At 63.9% G+C, this 17,516-nt stretch carries 18 protein-coding genes; 6 read left to right on the top strand and 12 right to left on the bottom strand.

Annotation, left to right across the window (positions count from 1 at the left end):
• Positions 1-167: 167 nt before the first annotated feature.
• The 9 genes from BLR13_RS31270 to flgB all read right to left on the bottom strand — a co-directional run bounded on the left by BLR13_RS31270 (position 168) and on the right by flgB (position 8,886).
• Positions 168-1,136, bottom strand: coding sequence for a Tim44 domain-containing protein (locus BLR13_RS31270; protein WP_091976852.1), 969 nt, complete (start codon positions 1,134-1,136; stop codon positions 168-170).
• A gap of 202 nt (positions 1,137-1,338) precedes the next feature.
• Positions 1,339-2,562 (bottom strand): hypothetical protein, encoded by a 1,224-nt coding sequence (locus BLR13_RS31265; RefSeq protein WP_157793746.1) that lies wholly within the window; start codon positions 2,560-2,562, stop codon positions 1,339-1,341.
• Between the two features lie 108 nt (positions 2,563-2,670).
• Positions 2,671-5,232 carry a cell cycle histidine kinase CckA gene (cckA, locus tag BLR13_RS31260; protein ID WP_074815679.1) on the bottom strand — a complete coding sequence of 854 codons (2,562 nt, stop codon included), beginning with the start codon at positions 5,230-5,232 and terminating at the stop codon, positions 2,671-2,673.
• A 183-nt stretch (positions 5,233-5,415) separates the two neighbouring features.
• Positions 5,416-6,486, bottom strand: coding sequence for a flagellar biosynthesis protein FlhB (flhB, locus tag BLR13_RS31255; protein ID WP_074815682.1), 1,071 nt, complete (start codon positions 6,484-6,486; stop codon positions 5,416-5,418).
• Between the two features lie 29 nt (positions 6,487-6,515).
• Positions 6,516-7,286: a flagellar biosynthetic protein FliR gene (gene fliR, locus BLR13_RS31250; RefSeq protein WP_074815683.1), complete on the bottom strand. Its 771-nt coding sequence runs from the start codon at positions 7,284-7,286 to the stop codon at positions 6,516-6,518.
• Positions 7,287-7,301: 15 nt separating this feature from the next.
• The gene (fliQ, locus tag BLR13_RS31245) at positions 7,302-7,565 is read right to left on the bottom strand and encodes a flagellar biosynthesis protein FliQ (protein ID WP_027540419.1); all 264 of its coding nucleotides are present in this window, start codon (positions 7,563-7,565) and stop codon (positions 7,302-7,304) included.
• A gap of 122 nt (positions 7,566-7,687) precedes the next feature.
• Positions 7,688-8,005 carry a flagellar hook-basal body complex protein FliE gene (fliE, locus tag BLR13_RS31240; RefSeq protein WP_074815686.1) on the bottom strand — a complete coding sequence of 106 codons (318 nt, stop codon included), beginning with the start codon at positions 8,003-8,005 and terminating at the stop codon, positions 7,688-7,690.
• Between the two features lie 16 nt (positions 8,006-8,021).
• Complete coding sequence (gene flgC, locus BLR13_RS31235) at positions 8,022-8,447, bottom strand: flagellar basal body rod protein FlgC (protein ID WP_074815689.1); 426 nt, start codon at positions 8,445-8,447, stop codon at positions 8,022-8,024.
• 28 nt (positions 8,448-8,475) lie between these two features.
• Positions 8,476-8,886 carry a flagellar basal body rod protein FlgB gene (gene flgB, locus BLR13_RS31230; RefSeq protein WP_074815692.1) on the bottom strand — a complete coding sequence of 137 codons (411 nt, stop codon included), beginning with the start codon at positions 8,884-8,886 and terminating at the stop codon, positions 8,476-8,478.
• Between the two features lie 394 nt (positions 8,887-9,280).
• Here flgB and BLR13_RS31225 point away from each other — a divergent pair, with 394 nt between their 5' ends.
• The 3 genes from BLR13_RS31225 to BLR13_RS31215 are packed head-to-tail and all read left to right on the top strand — an operon-like array spanning position 9,281 to position 12,110.
• On the top strand, positions 9,281-10,195 hold the full coding sequence (locus BLR13_RS31225) for a flagellar biosynthetic protein FliO (protein ID WP_074815695.1): 915 nt from the start codon (positions 9,281-9,283) through the stop codon (positions 10,193-10,195).
• Complete coding sequence (gene fliP, locus BLR13_RS31220; protein ID WP_074815698.1) at positions 10,192-10,950, top strand: flagellar type III secretion system pore protein FliP; 759 nt, start codon at positions 10,192-10,194, stop codon at positions 10,948-10,950. The genes BLR13_RS31225 and fliP overlap by 4 nt, the downstream gene beginning before the upstream one ends.
• 8 nt (positions 10,951-10,958) lie before the next feature.
• Positions 10,959-12,110, top strand: coding sequence for an aminotransferase class V-fold PLP-dependent enzyme (locus tag BLR13_RS31215; RefSeq protein WP_074815700.1), 1,152 nt, complete (start codon positions 10,959-10,961; stop codon positions 12,108-12,110).
• Here the strand turns inward: BLR13_RS31215 and BLR13_RS31210 are convergent.
• Together BLR13_RS31210 and BLR13_RS31205 are read right to left on the bottom strand one after the other, a co-directional pair.
• Positions 12,107-13,135: a sensor domain-containing diguanylate cyclase gene (locus BLR13_RS31210; protein WP_349517329.1), complete on the bottom strand. Its 1,029-nt coding sequence runs from the start codon at positions 13,133-13,135 to the stop codon at positions 12,107-12,109. The two genes, BLR13_RS31215 and BLR13_RS31210, sit on opposite strands and share 4 nt — an antisense overlap.
• Before the next feature lie 508 nt (positions 13,136-13,643).
• Positions 13,644-14,042 (bottom strand): DoxX family membrane protein, encoded by a 399-nt coding sequence (locus BLR13_RS31205; RefSeq protein ID WP_074815704.1) that lies wholly within the window; start codon positions 14,040-14,042, stop codon positions 13,644-13,646.
• A gap of 348 nt (positions 14,043-14,390) precedes the next feature.
• On the opposite strand from BLR13_RS31205, the gene BLR13_RS31195 reads away from it, so the two are divergent.
• Together BLR13_RS31195 and BLR13_RS31190 are read left to right on the top strand one after the other, a co-directional pair.
• On the top strand, positions 14,391-15,053 hold the full coding sequence (locus BLR13_RS31195; protein WP_074815710.1) for a TetR/AcrR family transcriptional regulator: 663 nt from the start codon (positions 14,391-14,393) through the stop codon (positions 15,051-15,053).
• A 74-nt stretch (positions 15,054-15,127) separates the two neighbouring features.
• A complete protein-coding gene (locus BLR13_RS31190) occupies positions 15,128-15,424 on the top strand; it encodes a copper-binding protein (RefSeq protein ID WP_074815712.1) in 297 nt (98 codons plus the stop codon).
• Positions 15,425-15,528: 104 nt separating this feature from the next.
• Here BLR13_RS31190 and BLR13_RS31185 read toward each other — a convergent pair whose 3' ends face one another.
• Complete coding sequence (locus tag BLR13_RS31185; protein WP_074815716.1) at positions 15,529-15,795, bottom strand: hypothetical protein; 267 nt, start codon at positions 15,793-15,795, stop codon at positions 15,529-15,531.
• A 596-nt stretch (positions 15,796-16,391) separates the two neighbouring features.
• Here BLR13_RS31185 and BLR13_RS31180 point away from each other — a divergent pair.
• A complete protein-coding gene (locus tag BLR13_RS31180; RefSeq protein WP_079587543.1) occupies positions 16,392-17,486 on the top strand; it encodes a sensor histidine kinase in 1,095 nt (364 codons plus the stop codon).
• The last annotated feature ends 30 nt before the right edge of the window (positions 17,487-17,516 follow it).

The following is a 17,516-nucleotide window of genomic DNA, read 5'->3' as shown; positions in this document are numbered from 1 at the left end:
TTCGCTGTCGTTCAACCCGCCACGGCAGCCATTATTCCGGACGCGCAACGGCGAAATGAGCAAAGCGGGAATTCAATAAAGGCCGGCGCGATACGTACTGTACGTCAAAAGAAAAAGGCGCCGCGGAACGAACCGCAGCGCCTTCGTCATTGCCGTCAGGCAATCCGTCAGTTGGTCTGCTGGATCGCCGAGAGTTCCCAGTTGGCGCCGCGCCGGCGTGCGAAGGTCCAGACTTCGGTGGCTTCGATCGGCGTGTCGCTGCCGGCGACCAGCCGGCCGGTGCCGCGCTCCAGCGTCTTGTCGACCAGCGAGAAGCGCATCGCGACGCTCGCATAGTCGGTTTCGCCTTCGCGCCACGCTTCCGCGAGGTCGCCCTGCAGCAGCTTGACGTTCGAGGTCTTGTTGACGTCGTTCCGGGCCTTGTTCTCCTCGAGATCCTTGGAGAAGTAGGACACCATCTCGGGCGTCGCCAGCGTATTCAGCTTGGCGATATCCTCGTCCGACCACGCGCCCTGGATCTCACCGAGCAGCCGCTCGAAGGCTTCATAGTCGGCCGGCAGGATCTCCAGCGGTGCGCTGCCCGAACCGAGCCCAAAGCCCATTCCGGAGCGGAAGCTGTTCTGCGCAGCGGCAGGGCTCGGAGCAGGCCCGCTAGCGCCGGCATAGGCCGCCGCCGGGGTATGGCGGCGCTGCCACCACGACATTGCCAGCCGCACCACGATGATGATTAGGCCGATCTGCAATATCAGGCCGAAGATCGACGACAGGCCGCCGAGGCCGGAGAACATCCCGCCCCCGAACAGCATGCCGAGCAGGCCGGCGCCCAGGAAGCCCGCGGCCAGACCGCCGAGCAGCCCGGGCCGATTGAAGAACCCGCCTTTGGCAGCGCCTGCCGTGGCCGGTGCACCCATTCCGGGGCTACCCGGCTGGGTAAAGGTGCGGTTGAACGGCTGCGCCGTGCCCGGCGCGGTGGTCGTGCTGGGGGGCGCCGCAAAGGTCCGCGATCCCCGCGAACCGGAACTGCCGCCACCGCCGATGCGGGCGTCAGCCGACGAGATCGCGATTACCAGCGGAACCGCCAGTGACAGGACAACGGCGATGGCCCGAACAATTCCGCGCATATGCGTGAAATTCATGTCTGTTTCCTCAATCCCCGGCATGGGGAAGCGCCCCTAAGATGGGCAGAGATGCCTAAAAGTGAAGCCACTATCGGTGGGCGCGGCTGCGGCCCTCAGTCGCGGGGATGTGACGATTTTGCCGGAACCGGCGCCACTTTGCCGGAACCGGCGCCACGCTGTGCCACGGATCGGACCGGGGGGATACCCGCAAGCCGCCCGATTAGCCGGCGGACCGCTCGGATTCTTCCCATACGGGTGAATTGGGGTCGGACAGCGAGAGAATGTTCAACGCCATCCGGCCGATCGGCGACGCTTCGGCGCTTTCGTCTCCCGTCAAGGCGAGTTGCATTGCATGGGCCCCGAGTTCGCACATCGCCTGGGTGGCGACGTCGCCGCGGCGGAGACATTCCTTGGCCAGGAATTCGAACTGGGCGCGGGCCTGGCGCAACGTTTCCTTCGGCACGGTGGCGCTCGCTTCGTCGACCGGCGAATTCGCTTCACCAGCGAGAACGGGAGCCAGATCGACATCGTGTCGTTCGGGTTCGACGCGCAACTGGCTGATCCGCTCGAAGCTCAATCGCAGCTCGGCCCGCTTCACCTCGAGCGCTTCGATCTGTTCCCGGAGTGTTGCGGATTCACGTTCGGAATCGGCGCGAGACGCCAGCAGCGCATCCTCACGGGACTTGAACCGGGACTGCAGTTCTTCACGTTCACGGTCAAAGGCAAGCCGCAGTTCGGCCACTTCATCTTCACGCCGTTTCAGCTCGGCCGCAATCTCCGCCCGTTCGCGTTCGAACACGCGGCGCTGTTGTTCGACTTCCTTGGCACTGACGTCCGCGGCTGCCATCAGCCCCAGGCGGTCCTGGTCGAATGCCGTACGAAGGTCGGTTACGGCGCTTTCGTGGGCCTGCGATGACGTCGCCGACTGATCCAGTTCGCGCTGCAATACTTCACTGACTTCGAGCAGTTCCGCTTCCCGCTTTTCCAGCGCGGTCCTGAGCGAATCGCGTTCCGCCAGGATGAAACCGGCGACGTTCACGTGTCCTTCGATGTCGTCCTTGAGGCGCCCGCATTCCGCTTCCAGCTGGTCGGTATGCTGGGTCAGGGTTTCGTACTTGTAGCGCCACAGCTTCTCCTCATCGGAGGCGGCGGAAGCCTGGGCGGTTAGGGTTTCAAGGAGTTCGGCTGCCCGAAGCAGGTATTTCGCGTTGTGCCCGTTGGACATCAAGTCGGCGAAACGGCGCAGAAAATGCGCAGCCTCGGCGGCGTTGGGCGTCTCGGTGTCGATGGCGGGATCCGTTGTCACGCTTGCCTTCTCATCATCCGTCGCCGCACGCGGCCGGCACGTCGGCCGGGCACGTCTAGTGCCCGCACACCATATTTCGCTCAGAACGGCAAATGTATGATCGCGCGGATGTTCCGGTTCAAGGGCGAGAGCGGCCAACGGTCCGCCCGTCAAACAACAAACCGTGAGTCGCCGCAACTCCGTCCGGAAGGCCGGGATCGAGGTGCAGCCCTGTTCACCATCCGACCGGGAGCGCCCTACGGGCCCTCACGACGTCATCGTCTCCTTGACCTTCTCGACCAGCGCCGAGAGCGCAAAGGGCTTTGGCAGGAAGGCGAACTGCTCGTTTTCGGGCAGGCTCTTGTCGAAGGCCTCTTCGGCATAGCCGGAGACGAAGATGATCTTTAGATTGGGATTGCGCTTGCGCATCTCGCGCAGCAGCGTCGGCCCGTCCATTTCGGGCATCACCACGTCGGAGACGACGAGATCGACCGCGCCGTCCTTTTCCTCCAGCGCTTCCATCGCCTCGATGCCGTTCGCCGCCTCGATCACGCTGTAGCCGCGCGAACGAAGTCCACGCGCGTTGAGTGAGCGCAAGCCATCCTCGTCTTCCACCAGCAGGATCGTGCCCTGCCCCGTGAGATCCGTCCGCGGCTTCGGCGGCTCGGCGGCGGCGTCCTTGGCTGAGCCGTTCGCCGCCTGCGGTTCCGGCTGCACTTCCAGTTCGGGGCGGTGACGCGGCAGGAAGATGTGGAACGAAGTACCCTTGCCGGCCTCGGAGTCGACATAGACGAAACCGCCGGTCTGCTTGACGATGCCGTAGACGGTCGAGAGGCCGAGCCCGGTGCCCTTGCCGACTTCCTTGGTCGAGAAGAACGGCTCGAAGATCTTGTCGACGATCTCGGCCGGGATGCCGGTGCCGGTATCCGAAATGTCGATGCGCACGTAATCCGCCGCCGGCATGCCCTTGTAGGATAGCTGCGCGGCCTCCTCCGTCGTCATGTTGGCGGTCTTCACCGTCAGCTTGCCGCCATCGGGCATCGCGTCGCGGGCGTTGACGGCGAGATTGACGATCACCTGCTCGAACTGCGAGACGTCGACCTTGATCGGCCAGAGATCGCGGCCATGCACGAGGTCGAGCTTGACCTTCTCGCCGATCAGACGCCGCAGCAGCATGGTGAGATCGGACAGCGCATCGCCGAGGTCGAGCACCTGCGGCCGCAGGGTCTGGCGGCGCGAGAACGCGAGCAGTTGCCGCACCAGCGTCGCCGCGCGGGTCGCGTTCTGCTTGATCTGCATGATGTCCTGGAACGACGGATCGGTCGGCTTGTGGGCGTTCAGCAGGAAGTCGTTCGCCATCATGATGGCCGAGAGCACGTTGTTGAAGTCGTGCGCGATGCCGCCGGCGAGCTGGCCGACCATGTCCATCTTCTGCGACTGGTTGATCTGGTTCTCCAGCGCGCGCCGCTCGGTGGTCTCCAAGAGATAGACGATGCCGGCCTCGGTCTCGCGCTCGTTTTCCTCGACCGAGGTCACGAAGAACTGGCCCCAGCGCTCCTTGGCGCCGTCGAGCATGGCCTCGACCGGGGCGATATCGCCCTGGCCTTCGGCCGCCTGGTTGATCGCCGCGATCAGCAAGCCGCGGTCGCGCGCGTTCACGGTGCGGAAGATCGACTTGTTGGCCGCCCCGTCAGGGCTCAGGCTTTGCGCCAGCTTGGCGAAGCGGGCATTGGCGCGCACCACGGCGCCGCCGCGGTCCACGGTCGCGATCGCCATCGGGGTATGGTCGAAGAACCGCATGAAACGGACTTCAGCGGCGCGTTCGGGATCGGAATGCTCGTCGCGCGTGCGGCTGATCACCAGCGTGCGGGACGCGCCGGGCACACCGTCGGCGCCGAAAGCGAGCTTGTGATAGAGCCGCACCGGCATGGTCTTGCCGCCGCGCATGCGCAGGTCGATGTCGAACACTTCGGTTTTGACTTCGCCCGGCACCGCCACGATCGAGGTCAACAGCGAGGCGCCGTCGCCCGAAACGATATCGGTCAGCTTCAGCCCGCCGGAGCCGATTTCGGCGAGATCATGATCGAGCCAGTTCGCCAGCGTGGCGTTGACATAGATGACGTCGCCCGCCGGATTGACCGAGAAGAAGCCGCACGGCGCGTGATCGAGATATTCGATCGCATGCTGCAGTTCCTTGAACACGTCTTCCTGGCGCTCGCGGTCCCGCGTGATGTCGGCGACCGACCACACCGCGTATCTGGCCTCGCGCTTGCTCTGGCCGAGCGGGCGAACCCGCATCCGCAGCCAGCGGCCCTGCGCGCCGTCCTGCCCCGCGATCCGGACTTCCTCCTGCTGGCGCTTGCCTTCGCGCGCGGCCTTGAGCAGGCGGAATACCGCTTCCGAGACGTCGGGATTGCCGATGAAGACGCGCTCGACCGGCCGCACGTCCTGCGCGGACGCGGCCCCGGTGATCGCCAGATAGGCGGCGTTGGAATAGACGACGTGGCCGCGCGGGTCGGTCACCGCCAGCCCGTCATAGGCCTGATCGGCGATGCGTCCCATCACCGGGTCGTCGGCGGTGCGGTCGGTAAAGCGGATAATGCCGGCGGCAAAGGCGAACAGGTTGAACAGGCCGACCATCGCCAGCAGCGCCAGCACGCCGAGGATGTAGGGCTGGGCCTGGGCCCGGCCGATGGTCATCATCGCCACCGCGATCGCGACAATGCCGGCGGCTACCAGCAGCACCAGCACGATGCTGCCGCCCCGCCGCGCCGGCTCATGGGCCGCGAGGGGCTCGGGTGACGGATTGCTGTCGGTTTCGGCGGTCATATCAGGAAACGCAGCCCGTCGGCATGAAGGTGGCGCGCACATCGGATCGGCCGGACGCGGGCAAACCCGCATCCTCCCGGCACGCCCCTCCTGAGTGCCTGAATCGGCCCGGCAAGCGCAAGTCCATCAGGCGCCAATTTTCGCAGGTTGGGGGCATTTCAGGGGGATTCCAGTCATTGTCCCTCACCGACGGCCGGAAAACCCGCGCTTCAGGCCCATGACGTAGCCGATGATCTCGGCGACCGCATGGTAGTGTTCGACCGGGATTTCGTCGTCGATCTCCACCGTGGCATAGAGTGCGCGCGCCAGGGGCACGTTTTCCACGATCGGAATGTCGTGCGCCTTGGCGACTTCTCGGATCTTGAACGCGATGTTGTCGACGCCCTTGGCAACGCAGATCGGCGCTGCCATGCCGCGGTCGTAGGACAACGCGATCGAATAGTGGGTCGGGTTGGTGATGATGACGCTGGCCTTGGGAACCGCGGCCATCATGCGCTTCTTGGCCTTTTGCATCCGCAACTGCCGGATCCGGCCCTTGATATGGGGGTCGCCTTCGGACTGCTTGTACTCGTCCTTGACCTCCTGCAGCGACATCTTCTGCCGCTCGTACCACTGCCGGTACTGGAAGAAATAGTCCGCGATCGCGACCGCGGCCAGCATCGCCACGACAGCGCCCAACACCTGCAGCGTCAGGTTGGTGGTAACGTTCAGGATAACGTCCGGGTCGAACCGCAGGAACGACTCCAGCCGAAGGCGCTCCGGCCACAGCACGGCCATCATGACGGCGCCGAGCGCGATCAGCTTGAAAATACCCTTGACGAAATTCGCCGCCGCCTGCTTGCCGAAGATGCGCTTGAATCCGGCCCCCGGCGACACTTTGCTGAACTTGGGCGACAGCGATTCCGCCGACCACACCAGCCGGTGCTGGATCATGTTGCCCGCGACCGCCGCAATCATCAGCATCAGGAACGGCACGCCGACGGCGCCGAGTACCGCCGTGCCAAGCAAGTTGGCGAGCGAGAGCAGCGCCGCCCCGTCGGCATGGATCTGGCCGGCATTGGCGATGACGTTGCGCAGCGGCGTCAGGATGCCGCCGCCCATCGAGCCCGAAAAGGTCGACAGCACCAGCGTGCCGCCCGCGATCACGAACCAGGTATTGACCTCCTGGCTTTTGGCAACGTCTCCGCGCGCATGCGCGTCGTCGAGACGTTTTTGTGTAGGGTCTTCTGTTTTATCGTCGCTGTCGTCGGCCATCGCGGCGCTCTAGCTTTGTTATTTGAGTTCTAGTTCAGCGGCGTCAGCTCGTGCATGACGCCGACGAAGTAATTCAGGTAGGTTCCCATCATCGCGGTGATGACGAGCGCGAAAATCAGGAAGCCGACCATGATCGAGAGTGGCACGCCGACGAAATAGACCTGCATCTGCGGCATCAGCCGCGCCAGCACGCCAAGACCGATGTTGAAGACGAGGCCGAACACCAGGAACGGCGCCGAAAGCTGCATGCCGATCTTGAAGGCGGCGGCAAACGCGCGGGTGGCAAGGGCGGCGACATCACCGCTCGACATCACCTCGCCAGGCGAGAAGATCCGGTAGCTCTCGTTCAGCGCCGCGATGACGAGATGATGACTGTCGGTCGCAAACAGCAGCGTCAAACCGAGAATGGTGAGGAAGTTGCCGATCAGAAGACCCTGCTGTCCCTGGGTCGGATCGACAGCTGTGACGAAGCCGAGGCCGAGTTGCTGGGCGATCACCGAACCCGCAACCGACAGCGCCGACAGCGTTACGCGCGCGGTGGCGCCGAGCACGATGCCGATGACGATCTCATGCAGCATCAAGACCAGCAGCGCGGCCATCGACGTCATGTCGACGTGATAGGCGGCGCGGTGCAGCGGCAGGATGATCAGCGTCAGCAAGAGCGCGATCGAGAGCTTGACGCGAACCGGGATATTGGTCTCGCCGAATCCCGGCATCAGCATCACCATCGCCCCGACCCGGGCAAACACCAGCATGAAGGTGGCGGCGAGGGCCGGCAGCAGGGAAATATCGATGCGCATGAACAGGACAATGCATCAACCGCCTATGATTCGCGACGATATCCGCATCATGTGACTGTGCAGCGAGTCCGCCATGAACGGCAGCGCCAGCAGTAATGTGACGAAGATCGCCAGAATCTTCGGCACGAAGATCAGCGTCTGCTCCTGGATCTGCGTCAGCGCCTGGAACAGCGACACCACGACGCCGACCACGAGGCCGACCACCATCAGCGGCGACGACACCACGACGATGGTCCAGATTGCATCGCGCGCCACGTCGAGGGTTTCAGCACCGGTCATTGTTACTTTCTCGTTCTGGTTTGTGTTGCTTGGAGCTCGCGAATGGCGAATAGCGAGTGGCGAATGGGTTTCAGACCGGTCCCGCCCCTATTCGCTCCTCGCTATTCGCCATTCGCCATCTCTCAGATCGGCATCTTCATGATGTCTTCGTAGGACTGGATCACGCGGTCGCGCACCGAGACCAGGGTGGAGACCGCGACGTCGGTTTCGGCGACTGCCGTCACCACGTCCATGACGTTGGCCTTGCCCGACGTCATCGCCATGGTCTGGGCGTCGGACTTCTTGCCGGACTCCAGCACGCTGCCGACCGCATCCTTGAGCAGCGCGGAGAAGGACGGCGCGCTGCCGCCACCCGTCTGGGCACCCTTCTCGGCGCCGCCGGATTCCATCATGCGGGAAAGCGCGGCGTAGGCGTTTGCAGCAACGGTCGGTGAAGCCATTTTCTATGGTTCCTGTTCAGGCCTTGAGGATGTCGAGCGTGCGTTGGATCATGCGGCGCGTGGCGCTGATGACGTTGAGGTTGGCCTCGTAGGACCGCTGCGCCTCGCGCATGTCGGTCATTTCGATCAGCGGATTGACGTTGGGATATTTGACGTTGCCCTGGGCGTCGGCGGCCGGATTGCTCGGTTCGTATTTGACGCGAAACGCCGACTGGTCCGGGCGCACCTTGCCGAGCGTCACGACCTTGGCGTCCAGCGTGCGATCGAGCGCGGACGAGAAGGTCGGCACCTTGCGGCGATAGGGATCGCCCGAAGCCGTTTGCGCCGTGGAATCCGCGTTCGCGATGTTTTCCGAGATCACCCGCATGCGTCCCGCCTGCGCGCGCAGGCCAGACGTCGCGATGCTCATCGAGCGGGCGAAGTCACTTGCATCATCTGCCATGATCCGGTTCCCCTAAACGTCGCGCGCGTCAGCGCTTTCCGATGGCGGTCTTGAGCATTCCGAGGCTGCGCGTGTAGAGCGAGGTGGCGGCCGCGTAATCCATCTGGTTGGCGGAGACCTTCAGCATCTGGTCTTCGAGATTGACGGCATTGCCGGCGGGCTTGGTCAAAAAGCCGCTCTTGCCGCCGTCGCCGTTGAAACTCTGCGCGCTGCCGGAGACGCCGATATGGCTGGCGCTGGTGCGCATCATCGCCAGCGATCCGAATCCCGCGCCGACGCTAGACCCGGCCTTGTCGAATTTCGGCTCGACCAGGTCGCTCGGCTTGAAGTTCGGGGTATTGGCATTGGAAATGTTCTCGGCGAGCACCCGCTGGCGCTCCTGATGCCACTGCATCTTGGTGCGCAACGCCGACAGGATCGGAAGATCGTTGATGGCCATGGCTGATGGCTCTCCGTTAACCTCTGGCTAGTGCCGCGAGGTAGGCAGAATTTGCCCGGTGTATGGTTAACGGTTGGTTAAAATCGCCGATTCCCGGCATGGACAGTGCTTAATGCCCGCTGCAAGCAACAAAACGAGCGCATTTTCGCCACGAAATCTGCGTTAACCAGCAGAAGCCAACGCTGCCCGGGGCGGTCAGAAGTCGTTTTGGATCAAGCGATTCTTGGTCTATTAATTAACGAGCGGCAGCGTTTGCCGTGGGGAATTAAGAAATAAGGCTGATCTCGGGCGTGATTCGCCGGGATGGATCGCTTCGGGCACGATCCCGACGAGCGGGAAATTTCCAGGCGTCATGCTCATATGGTGAGAATGACGCGTGGCTGGGGACCAAAGTATGCAGACACTGACATTCCTCTTCGCGTTCATCGCCGTCCTGGCGCTGATTGGCGTGGCCGCATGGCTGGTCCGGCGCTTCGCCACCAACCGCCTCGGCGCCAACACCAATCGCGGACGGATGCCGCGGCTGGCCGTGATCGACGCCGCCGCCGTGGACGGCCGCCGCCGCATGGTGCTGGTGCGGCGCGACAATGTCGAACATCTCCTGATGATCGGCGGTCCGAGCGACATCGTGGTCGAATCCAATATCGTGCGGGCGATACCCGGCCGGGATCAGATGGCGGCCCGCCCCGCGGTCGCCGGCGAAGCGCCGCCGCGGATTGCGCCGCTGCCCGATGCCAACTGGAACGACGAAGCCGCCAGATCCGACCTGAGATCTGCCGATGCCTATGAGCATCATGCCGAACCGCAAATGCCGGAGCCACCGCCGCGCCCCTCTCGCCCCCCCTTCGCCGACGAAGTCCGCCGCCCGGCGCCGCCGCCGATGCCGGAGCGCCGCAACGATCCGCTGGCTGGTTTTGCGCCCGAGTCGATGGGCAGCCGCGCCGAACCGCGGCCCGAGCCCCCGCCGCCGCGCCTGACCCGCACCGATCCGTTGATGCCCCGCCCGCAACGCCCGAGCGAACCGCCGAAGGCGCCGCCGCCGGTCCGCGCGCCCGAGCGCGCCGTAGCACCGCCATCGCCTCCGCCCGCCCCTGCGCCCGCGCAGTCGAGCGCCGACCAGAATCTCGCCGAGATGGCGCAGCGGCTTGAAGCTGCCTTGCGCCGGCCGGCCGAGCCCGTGGCACCGCCGGTCGCCCCCGAGCCGCCGCCGGTCCGGGCCGCGCCCGCCCCCGCTCCGCAGAAGAGCGGCTTTGAGAATCTGGAAGACGAGATGGCGTCATTGCTGGGCCGTCCAAAGTCCCCTTCGTGAGATCGGCGACTTTCCCGCGTAGAGTATTTTTATTTCTTGTAAGCCTGATAGCCGCCGGATCGCTCGCCGATCCGGCGATGGCGCAGGATATCAGCATCAATCTCGGCCAGGGCAATGGCGGGGTCACCGAGCGCGCGATCCAGTTGATCGCGCTGTTGACGGTGCTCTCGATCGCGCCGTCGATCCTGATCATGATGACATCGTTCACGCGCATCGTCGTCGTGCTGTCGCTGCTAAGGACAGCATTGGGCACCGCGACCGCGCCGCCGAACTCCGTGATCATCGCGCTGGCGATGTTCCTGACTGCCTTCGTGATGGGCCCGGTGCTGCAGAAATCCTATGACGACGGCATCAAGCCCCTGGTAGCCAACCAGATCGGCGTCGAGGAAGCGCTGCAGAAGGCCTCGGTGCCGCTGCGCGGCTTCATGCAGAAGAACGTTCGCGAGAAGGACCTGAAACTGTTCATGGACCTCTCCGGCGAGCCGCCGCCGGCGACGCCGGAAGATATGTCGCTGCGCATTCTCGTCCCCGCCTTCATGATCTCGGAGCTGAAGCGCGCGTTTGAAATCGGCTTCCTGCTGTTCCTCCCCTTCCTGATCATCGACCTCGTGGTCGCCTCCGTCCTGATGTCGATGGGCATGATGATGCTGCCGCCGGTCGTGGTGTCGCTGCCGTTCAAATTGATCTTCTTCGTGCTGGTCGACGGCTGGTCGCTGGTGGCGGGGAGTCTGGTGCAGAGTTACGGCGGCGGATAGAGGTCGGTATGCTGGCGTCGCAACGCGAATGGTTCGATGTGCCGCGCGAGATCTGCTACCTCAACTCGGCCTCCTACAGCCCGCTGCCGCGGCGAACCCTGGAGGCCGGCCGCGCCGCGGTCGGCCGCAAGGGCAGGCCCTGGACGCTTGATCCCGATTTCGCCCGCCGCCAGCATGAGCGCGCCCGCACCGCCGCCGCCCGCCTGATCAATGCTGATCCCGCCGACATCGCCTTGATCCCCTCGATCAGCTACGGCGTCGCCACCGCAGCCAAAATGCTGACGATCGCCCGTGGCAGCCGCGTCATCGTGCTGGAAAACGATCATTCCTCGCCGGTGCTGGAATGGCATCATCGGGCCGAAGCGCAGGGCTTCGCCGTCGAGACGGTGCGCCAGCCCAACGACGGCGACTGGACCGCGGCGGTTCTCGCCGTGATCGAACGAGCCGGAGCGCCACCGGTTGGCCTTGCATCGATCTCGTCGGTGCACTGGTCGGACGGCGGGCTGATCGACCTCGAACAAGTCACCGCGGCGCTGCGTCGGCACGGCGCCCTGTTCCTGATCGATGCGACACAGAGCGCCGGCGTGCTGCCGATGGACGTCAAACGCCTCGACCCGGATTTCGTGCTTTTCCCGACCTATAAATGGCTGATCGGCCCCTACGGCCGCGCCTTTCTCTACGTCGCCAAACGCCATCAGGACGGCATCCCGCTGGAGCAGACGGCGGCCGCCCGCCGCAACGTACGCGCCGAGAATGAGGTCTATTTCACCGACCTTGCCTATGTCGGCGACGCCAGGCGTTTCGATATGGGCGAGCGCGATCATTTCATTTCGCTGGAGATGGCCGCGATCGGCATGGAGATGGTCGCCGAATGGGGCGCGCCGGCCATTACGGAGCGCCTTGCCATGCTGACCGAAGGAATCGCGGACAGCGTGCGCAGCCTCGGCGCCCGTGTCCTCGAGCGCCAATTGCGGGCGCCGCACATTTTGTGCCTCGGCTTTGCGAACGGGATGCCGAAAGGGCTGGTCGAAGGACTTGCCAATGACGGCGTCTACGTCGCGGCGCGCCTTGGCCGCCTGCGGGTCTCGCCGCACGTCTTCAACGACGAAGCCGACACCGAGCGCTTCATCGCCGCCTTGACCCGGCGGCTTGGTACTTAGCGCAAACGCGTCTTGCGTGCCCCGCAAGGTGCAACACCTTGGGCGCGGCCGAACACCGAGAGGGCTTTATCCGCCGAGAGCACCCGGTCGCGCCCCGAATGCTTCGCCGCGTAGAGCGCCTGGTCGGCCCTTGCCACCAGAAGATCGGAACTCATGTCTTCCGCGGGCACTTCGGTGGCCACACCGATGCTGAGCGTCACATGGGAGCCCGCGGCAGCAGCACCATGCGCCAGCCGCAAGCGGCAGATCGCCTCACGCAGCCGCTCTGCCACATCGAGCGCGACGCCGTGCGCGCTGTCGGGCATCAGCACGGCAAATTCCTCACCGCCATAGCGGGCGGCGACATCGGCCGGCCGCAGGCCGGCGGCCATCGCCGCGCCAACCCCGCGCAGGCAGTCGTCGCCTTTCTGGTGGCCGTGCAGGTCATTGTAGAGCTTGAAATGGTCGACATCGACCAGCAGCAGTGATAGCGGCGACCGCGTCCGTTGCGCCCGCGCCCATTCGATCGCGAGTGCCTGGTCGAACGACCGCCGGTTGGCGAGGCCGGTCAGTCCGTCGCTGCTGGCCAGCGCCTTCAGCGCCTGCTCGGCCCGCTTCTGATCGGTCATGTCGCGCAGCGTTTCGACAACCGCGATCAGCCTTCCGTCTTCATCGTGGATGGGACCGGCGTCGATCGCGAGATAAAGCTGATTGCCGAGTTTTGGCATCACACACCAGTTTTCGGCGCTGAAGCCGAGGCCATGCGTGGAGACCGTGAACTCCGGATAAAGGCTGCCGAGCAGATCCGCCCGTTCGTTCGCCACCAGATCGGCGAGGCAAAACCGCTTCTCCTTGTAGAAGGCACGCCAGTGCTTTTTGGTGCCGATCACCTCGGCGGCGGCAACGCCGGTCAGGCGCTCGCACGCCCGGTTCCAGACCACGACCTCGCGCTGCGGATTGAGCACGAAGGTCGGCACAACGAGATGCTGCATCAGCCGGACGGCATATGATTGTGCCACCTCGGAAGGTTTCGTGGTCCGTCGCACGGCAGGCCCCTTTGCTCGTGACATCGGCGATGGACCCGGCTCTTGGCGAGCTCTCTTGCCGTCGCGCGTTTCACTTCCCGGTACGAACGTAAGAGGGGACAAATGGAAGTCACGTTAGAATAACCGGTTAGCAAAGCGTAAAATTCGAAAACCTGGCCTGCCTGCCTACGACGGCCGGCGCGGGCATCTCGCCGCACTGCGCTCGCCGGCACGCTTGTCACGGCCGTGTGAGCTGGTTTCGTCGCCCCGCGGCGAAGAAACCGACCAGGCGAACGAAGAAACCAGTTTTGCCGGTCCACGAAGACAACCGGAAATCATGATCTGGCACCTTGTTGAAAATGATCAACGATGGAGTTCGATCATGCTGGCCGAGAAATTCTTCTTAATGCTGGAGGCGCTCAAGCGCAGTCGCTATGCGGACGGAAGTCCGAGGGTCGTAAGCACCTCGCCGCATGTCCCCGTAAGACTACCGATCGAGACGGCGAAGTAGCCTTTCCCTTCACCCGCCTCACCTGCCGGCGAACGTAGCGATGGAGCCGAGAGCGGGTGCCTTTGGCACCACCGAGGCGTGAGCCGCAATCACCATCAGCGCGCCTGATATCGCGAGGTCCTTGATGAACAGCGTTCGCTCGGCCTTGTCGGCCAGGTTGAGGTGAAACCCGAACGCGGTGGCGAGGCAAAACAACGCCAGCGCCCCGGCCGAGAACGGTAACCGCCAGCCAAGCAGAAGCGCCACGCCGGCGCCCAGTTCCAGCAGAATCACCAGCGGCAGCAGCAGCCCCGGAATGTGGTGCTCGGCCATATGGTCGAGAAACGGCTGCGGGCCGGCGATCTTCGCCGCACCTGCAAGAATGAACAGCAGCGCCAGCAGGCTGCGCCCGGCAATGGTCACGATGGTGGCACTCATAGATCGTTCTCCCCTGATGATCGGGTCCCGAAGCGTTTTCGAGCGAAGTGGACCCCGGTTCGCGATAGAGCTCTACTTCCCGGCTGGCGCTGCCTTGTTGGCTAGCGAAAAGAACAGGATCGCCGACCGTGCGCGCCGACTGGAAGAAGTCCTGCGAGCTGCGCGTGGTGACGATGCCGGCCACCATGAAGGCGACCGTCAGCGCGGCAAGCGCCGCCAGGAGGGCCAGGGTCCGGTCCAGCGCGCGGGTCTCCATGATATGTGTCCTTTTCCTGCTGCTCTCCCGTTACAGATATCATATGATATCTGAATATCAATTGTTATCTTAAAATTCAGGGACGTCTGCTTATGCCGAGGTTGAATCGCGAGGAAAGTCAGGCCCGTACCCGGGAGCTGCTGATCGCGGCCGCGCGCAGCGAGATCGTCAAAAAGGGTTTTGCCCTCGCCTCGGTGCGCGACATCGCCGACGCCGCGGGGTTTTCGCAAGGCGCCTTCTACTCGAACTTTCCCGACAAGGAGGCGATCCTGCTCGAACTGGTGCAGCAGCACCAAACCGAGGAGCGCGCCAGGATCGAAGCGGCGCTGAAGGGCGCGGAAGGCGACGCCGCATCCGCCATGGCGGGCATCGAAAAATGGTCGACCACCGTCAATGCCGATCCCGGCTTTGCCGTGCTCGCCATCGAGCTGCAGCTCCAGGCGCTGCGCAGTCCGGGCTTTGCGGCAACCTATAATGAGCTGAACCGCACGCACCGCCGCGCTTTGGGCGCCTTCGTCACCGCACTGTTCGGGCTGTTCGGCAAGGCGGTGCCGGGAGAGCCTGCGGAAATCGCCGCGAGCTTCATCGCGCTCGGCCGCGGCCTGGCGCTGCTGTCGGCCGACGTCGAGGCGCGGCGCAGCGGACAGATCATCATGACGTTCCTGAAAGCGCTGATCGCATCAGCGCCATCGGCCGCGCCCTCCTCCACGCCAAAGCCGGCGTCCAGGACCAAATCCCCGACAAAGCGCGCCTGAAGATCGCGGATTCCGCGGGAACCAATTTGGCGCGTCCCGAGTTATCGTCGATACCTCAACGCCGGGAGTGTGCGATGAAACTTGCAAAAATCATGATCGCCGGTACCGCGGCCCTCACCATCATCAGCTCAATGGCGCTTGCGCAGCAGACGCTGACGGGGACCGTGACCAGGATCGATCGCGTCAACGGCACTGTCGCAATTCAGCAGGCCCAAAGCGGCACCGTCGGTGCGGGGGGCGGCGGCGCGGCGGAAGAATTCAAGGTCCAGAACGGCGCATCGCTGGACGCCGTGCACGCCGGCGACAGGGTCAACTTTTCCGCAACCAGCACCGGTGGGAGCAAAACCATCACCAAGCTCGAGCGGCAATGACGCCGATTGGCGAGGATCGCCGCCTATATCTTCGGTAGAGAAACGAACGAGGCCCGGATCCTGTCAAGGTCCGGGCCTCAGTCATCAATGCCGCTGATCGATCTCTAACGCTGCGGCGCCCGTTCGAGCGACGCGCGGATTTCAGCCAGGGCCTCGTCGTAATATTCGTGCAGCTTCTGCGATCGCTGCTGCTGCGCCCGGAGCCTTTTGACGCGGATCGCGGGCTCGTCGTGGTCGACATCGAATTTTTCGGCAGGTGAAGGACGGGACGCCGCGGCCTTCTTCGCTTCCTTGTTCGTTCCGTTGTTAGTTTCCTTGGCAACCGTCAACGCAGCACGCCCCGAATTATCACGACCGTCGGTAGAAACCATCTTCGCACGTCTCACAAATTGCGGATCCGGCCTGGATCTGAATTCTATCGGCCGTCCTGTGGTCGCGCGCTGGCGTCGTGACTTTCGCCTGCACAGTGTGTTGCGAGAGTGCCCGCGGCTGGCCGATTTGGTGGCAAAAAATGGCGCAGGCCATGGCGCAATATGAGCGGCGCAGCGGCGGCCCTCGTAGTCCTACGGACTATTTTTCCATGATTAAGATGCAATCGGTCAGCATCTTCGCGGTATGTTCCGCTGTCAGCGTCAGTGACCCCGCATCATGCCCCGACTGCTCACAGAAAAAGGCCCGTCGCCGCGCTGCGAAACCTGCGGACGCGTCACGGCCCGATTGGGAAAGCTGCCCCGGATCGGGTTGCGCCCTCTCATCCACGTCTACAAGTGCAAAGCCTGCAACCAGATCATGTCGGTCGAACCGGAACGGCCGGAAGGAACGGCTCCGGTCTGAACCCGGGGCCAATTTCCGCGGTATGAGAGCGCTCGGCGCTCAAAAAACGCCATTCGCAGCGGTCAAGTCCCCGGCCTACCCGACACGGTCATCTGTAGTACGATGATGCCGTAGCATGTTAAGGGCGTGGGCTATGGACAGTGTCGAACCGGTGAACGACTTTCTGGCCGGCGGCGGCGAAATGGGCGCGTTGACGCGGGCATTCGACTGGTCGAAGACCTGCCTTGGTCCCCCGGAGACATGGCCGCAGAGCCTTCGTGTGACGATTCGCATCGTCCTCAATTCGCGCCACCCGATGTTCATCTGGTGGGGGCCGAAACTGATCCAGTTCTACAACGACGCCTATCGCGAGACCATGGGTCCCGAACGGCATCCGAGCGCGCTGGGCGCACGCGGACGTGCGTGCTGGGACGAGATCTGGGATATTATTGGCCCTCAGATCGAGTACGTCATGACGGGCAAGGGATCGACCTGGCATGTCGACCAATTGGTACCGATCACGCGTCACGGTCGCCGTGAGGATGTGTGGTGGACGTACAGCTACGGACCGATCGATCTCGACGGCAAGGTCGGCGGCGTGCTCGTTGTCTGCAACGACGTCACCTCGGAGCATCGGGCAAAGGAAGCGCTCAACCTCGTCAACCACGAACTGCAGCACCGTGTCAAAAACACGCTTGCGGTTCTCAGCGCCGTGGCGGCGCAGACCTTTCGCGATCCATCGAGCAAATCCGCGCTGGAAATCTATCAGGGAAGGCTTGCGGCGTTCGGACGCGCGCACGACCTGCTGACCGCATCCAACTGGGTTGAAGCGCCGCTTACCGACGTGATCCAGACCGCCCTTGCGCCGTACCGGACCGGCGAAGGTCGCTTCGAGGTCTCCGGGGCTCCGACCATCGTCAGATCCCGGCAAGCGCTTTCGCTGTCGCTGGCAATCCACGAACTTGCGACCAATGCGATCAAATACGGCGCGCTGAGCGGTCCCACCGGACGTATATTGATCACATGGGAAAATATGATGCTCGATGCCGAGCCCCATTTCGTTTTCACCTGGCAGGAGACCGGCGGTCCTGCGGTGTCGCCCCCCTCAGTCACCGGGTTCGGATCGCGGCTGATCACCCGGGTGTTGAAGGACGATTTCAATGGCACCGTTGAACTATCCTATGAGCCGGCGGGACTGCGTTGTCGCCTGACGACGCCGATCAAGAATATCGAGACCGCACCCCACTAAAGCGAAATCCGCCAACCGGCGAGAGTGGAA

Origin of the sequence: Bradyrhizobium ottawaense (assembly GCF_900099825.1) — a bacterium.
GTDB lineage: Bacteria > Pseudomonadota > Alphaproteobacteria > Rhizobiales > Xanthobacteraceae > Bradyrhizobium > Bradyrhizobium ottawaense_A.
Note: the sequence above shows the minus strand (reverse complement) of the source record. Positions and strands in the feature narration are given on the sequence as shown.

What these genes read in the sequence shown, in the direction of transcription:
- BLR13_RS31270 (WP_091976852.1), bottom strand. Translation starts at nt 1,136, where the DNA reads ATGAATTTCACGCATATGCGCGGAATTGTTCGGGCCATCGCCGTTGTC.
- cckA (WP_074815679.1), bottom strand. Translation starts at nt 5,232, where the DNA reads ATGACCGCCGAAACCGACAGCAATCCGTCACCCGAGCCCCTCGCGGCC.
- flhB (WP_074815682.1), bottom strand. Translation starts at nt 6,486, where the DNA reads ATGGCCGACGACAGCGACGATAAAACAGAAGACCCTACACAAAAACGT.
- fliR (WP_074815683.1), bottom strand. Translation starts at nt 7,286, where the DNA reads ATGCGCATCGATATTTCCCTGCTGCCGGCCCTCGCCGCCACCTTCATG.
- fliQ (WP_027540419.1), bottom strand. Translation starts at nt 7,565, where the DNA reads ATGACCGGTGCTGAAACCCTCGACGTGGCGCGCGATGCAATCTGGACC.
- fliE (WP_074815686.1), bottom strand. Translation starts at nt 8,005, where the DNA reads ATGGCTTCACCGACCGTTGCTGCAAACGCCTACGCCGCGCTTTCCCGC.
- flgC (WP_074815689.1), bottom strand. Translation starts at nt 8,447, where the DNA reads ATGGCAGATGATGCAAGTGACTTCGCCCGCTCGATGAGCATCGCGACG.
- flgB (WP_074815692.1), bottom strand. Translation starts at nt 8,886, where the DNA reads ATGGCCATCAACGATCTTCCGATCCTGTCGGCGTTGCGCACCAAGATG.
- BLR13_RS31225 (WP_074815695.1), top strand. Translation starts at nt 9,281, where the DNA reads ATGCAGACACTGACATTCCTCTTCGCGTTCATCGCCGTCCTGGCGCTG.
- BLR13_RS31215 (WP_074815700.1), top strand. Translation starts at nt 10,959, where the DNA reads ATGCTGGCGTCGCAACGCGAATGGTTCGATGTGCCGCGCGAGATCTGC.
- BLR13_RS31205 (WP_074815704.1), bottom strand. Translation starts at nt 14,042, where the DNA reads ATGAGTGCCACCATCGTGACCATTGCCGGGCGCAGCCTGCTGGCGCTG.
- BLR13_RS31195 (WP_074815710.1), top strand. Translation starts at nt 14,391, where the DNA reads ATGCCGAGGTTGAATCGCGAGGAAAGTCAGGCCCGTACCCGGGAGCTG.
- BLR13_RS31190 (WP_074815712.1), top strand. Translation starts at nt 15,128, where the DNA reads ATGAAACTTGCAAAAATCATGATCGCCGGTACCGCGGCCCTCACCATC.
- BLR13_RS31185 (WP_074815716.1), bottom strand. Translation starts at nt 15,795, where the DNA reads ATGGTTTCTACCGACGGTCGTGATAATTCGGGGCGTGCTGCGTTGACG.
- BLR13_RS31180 (WP_079587543.1), top strand. Translation starts at nt 16,392, where the DNA reads ATGGACAGTGTCGAACCGGTGAACGACTTTCTGGCCGGCGGCGGCGAA.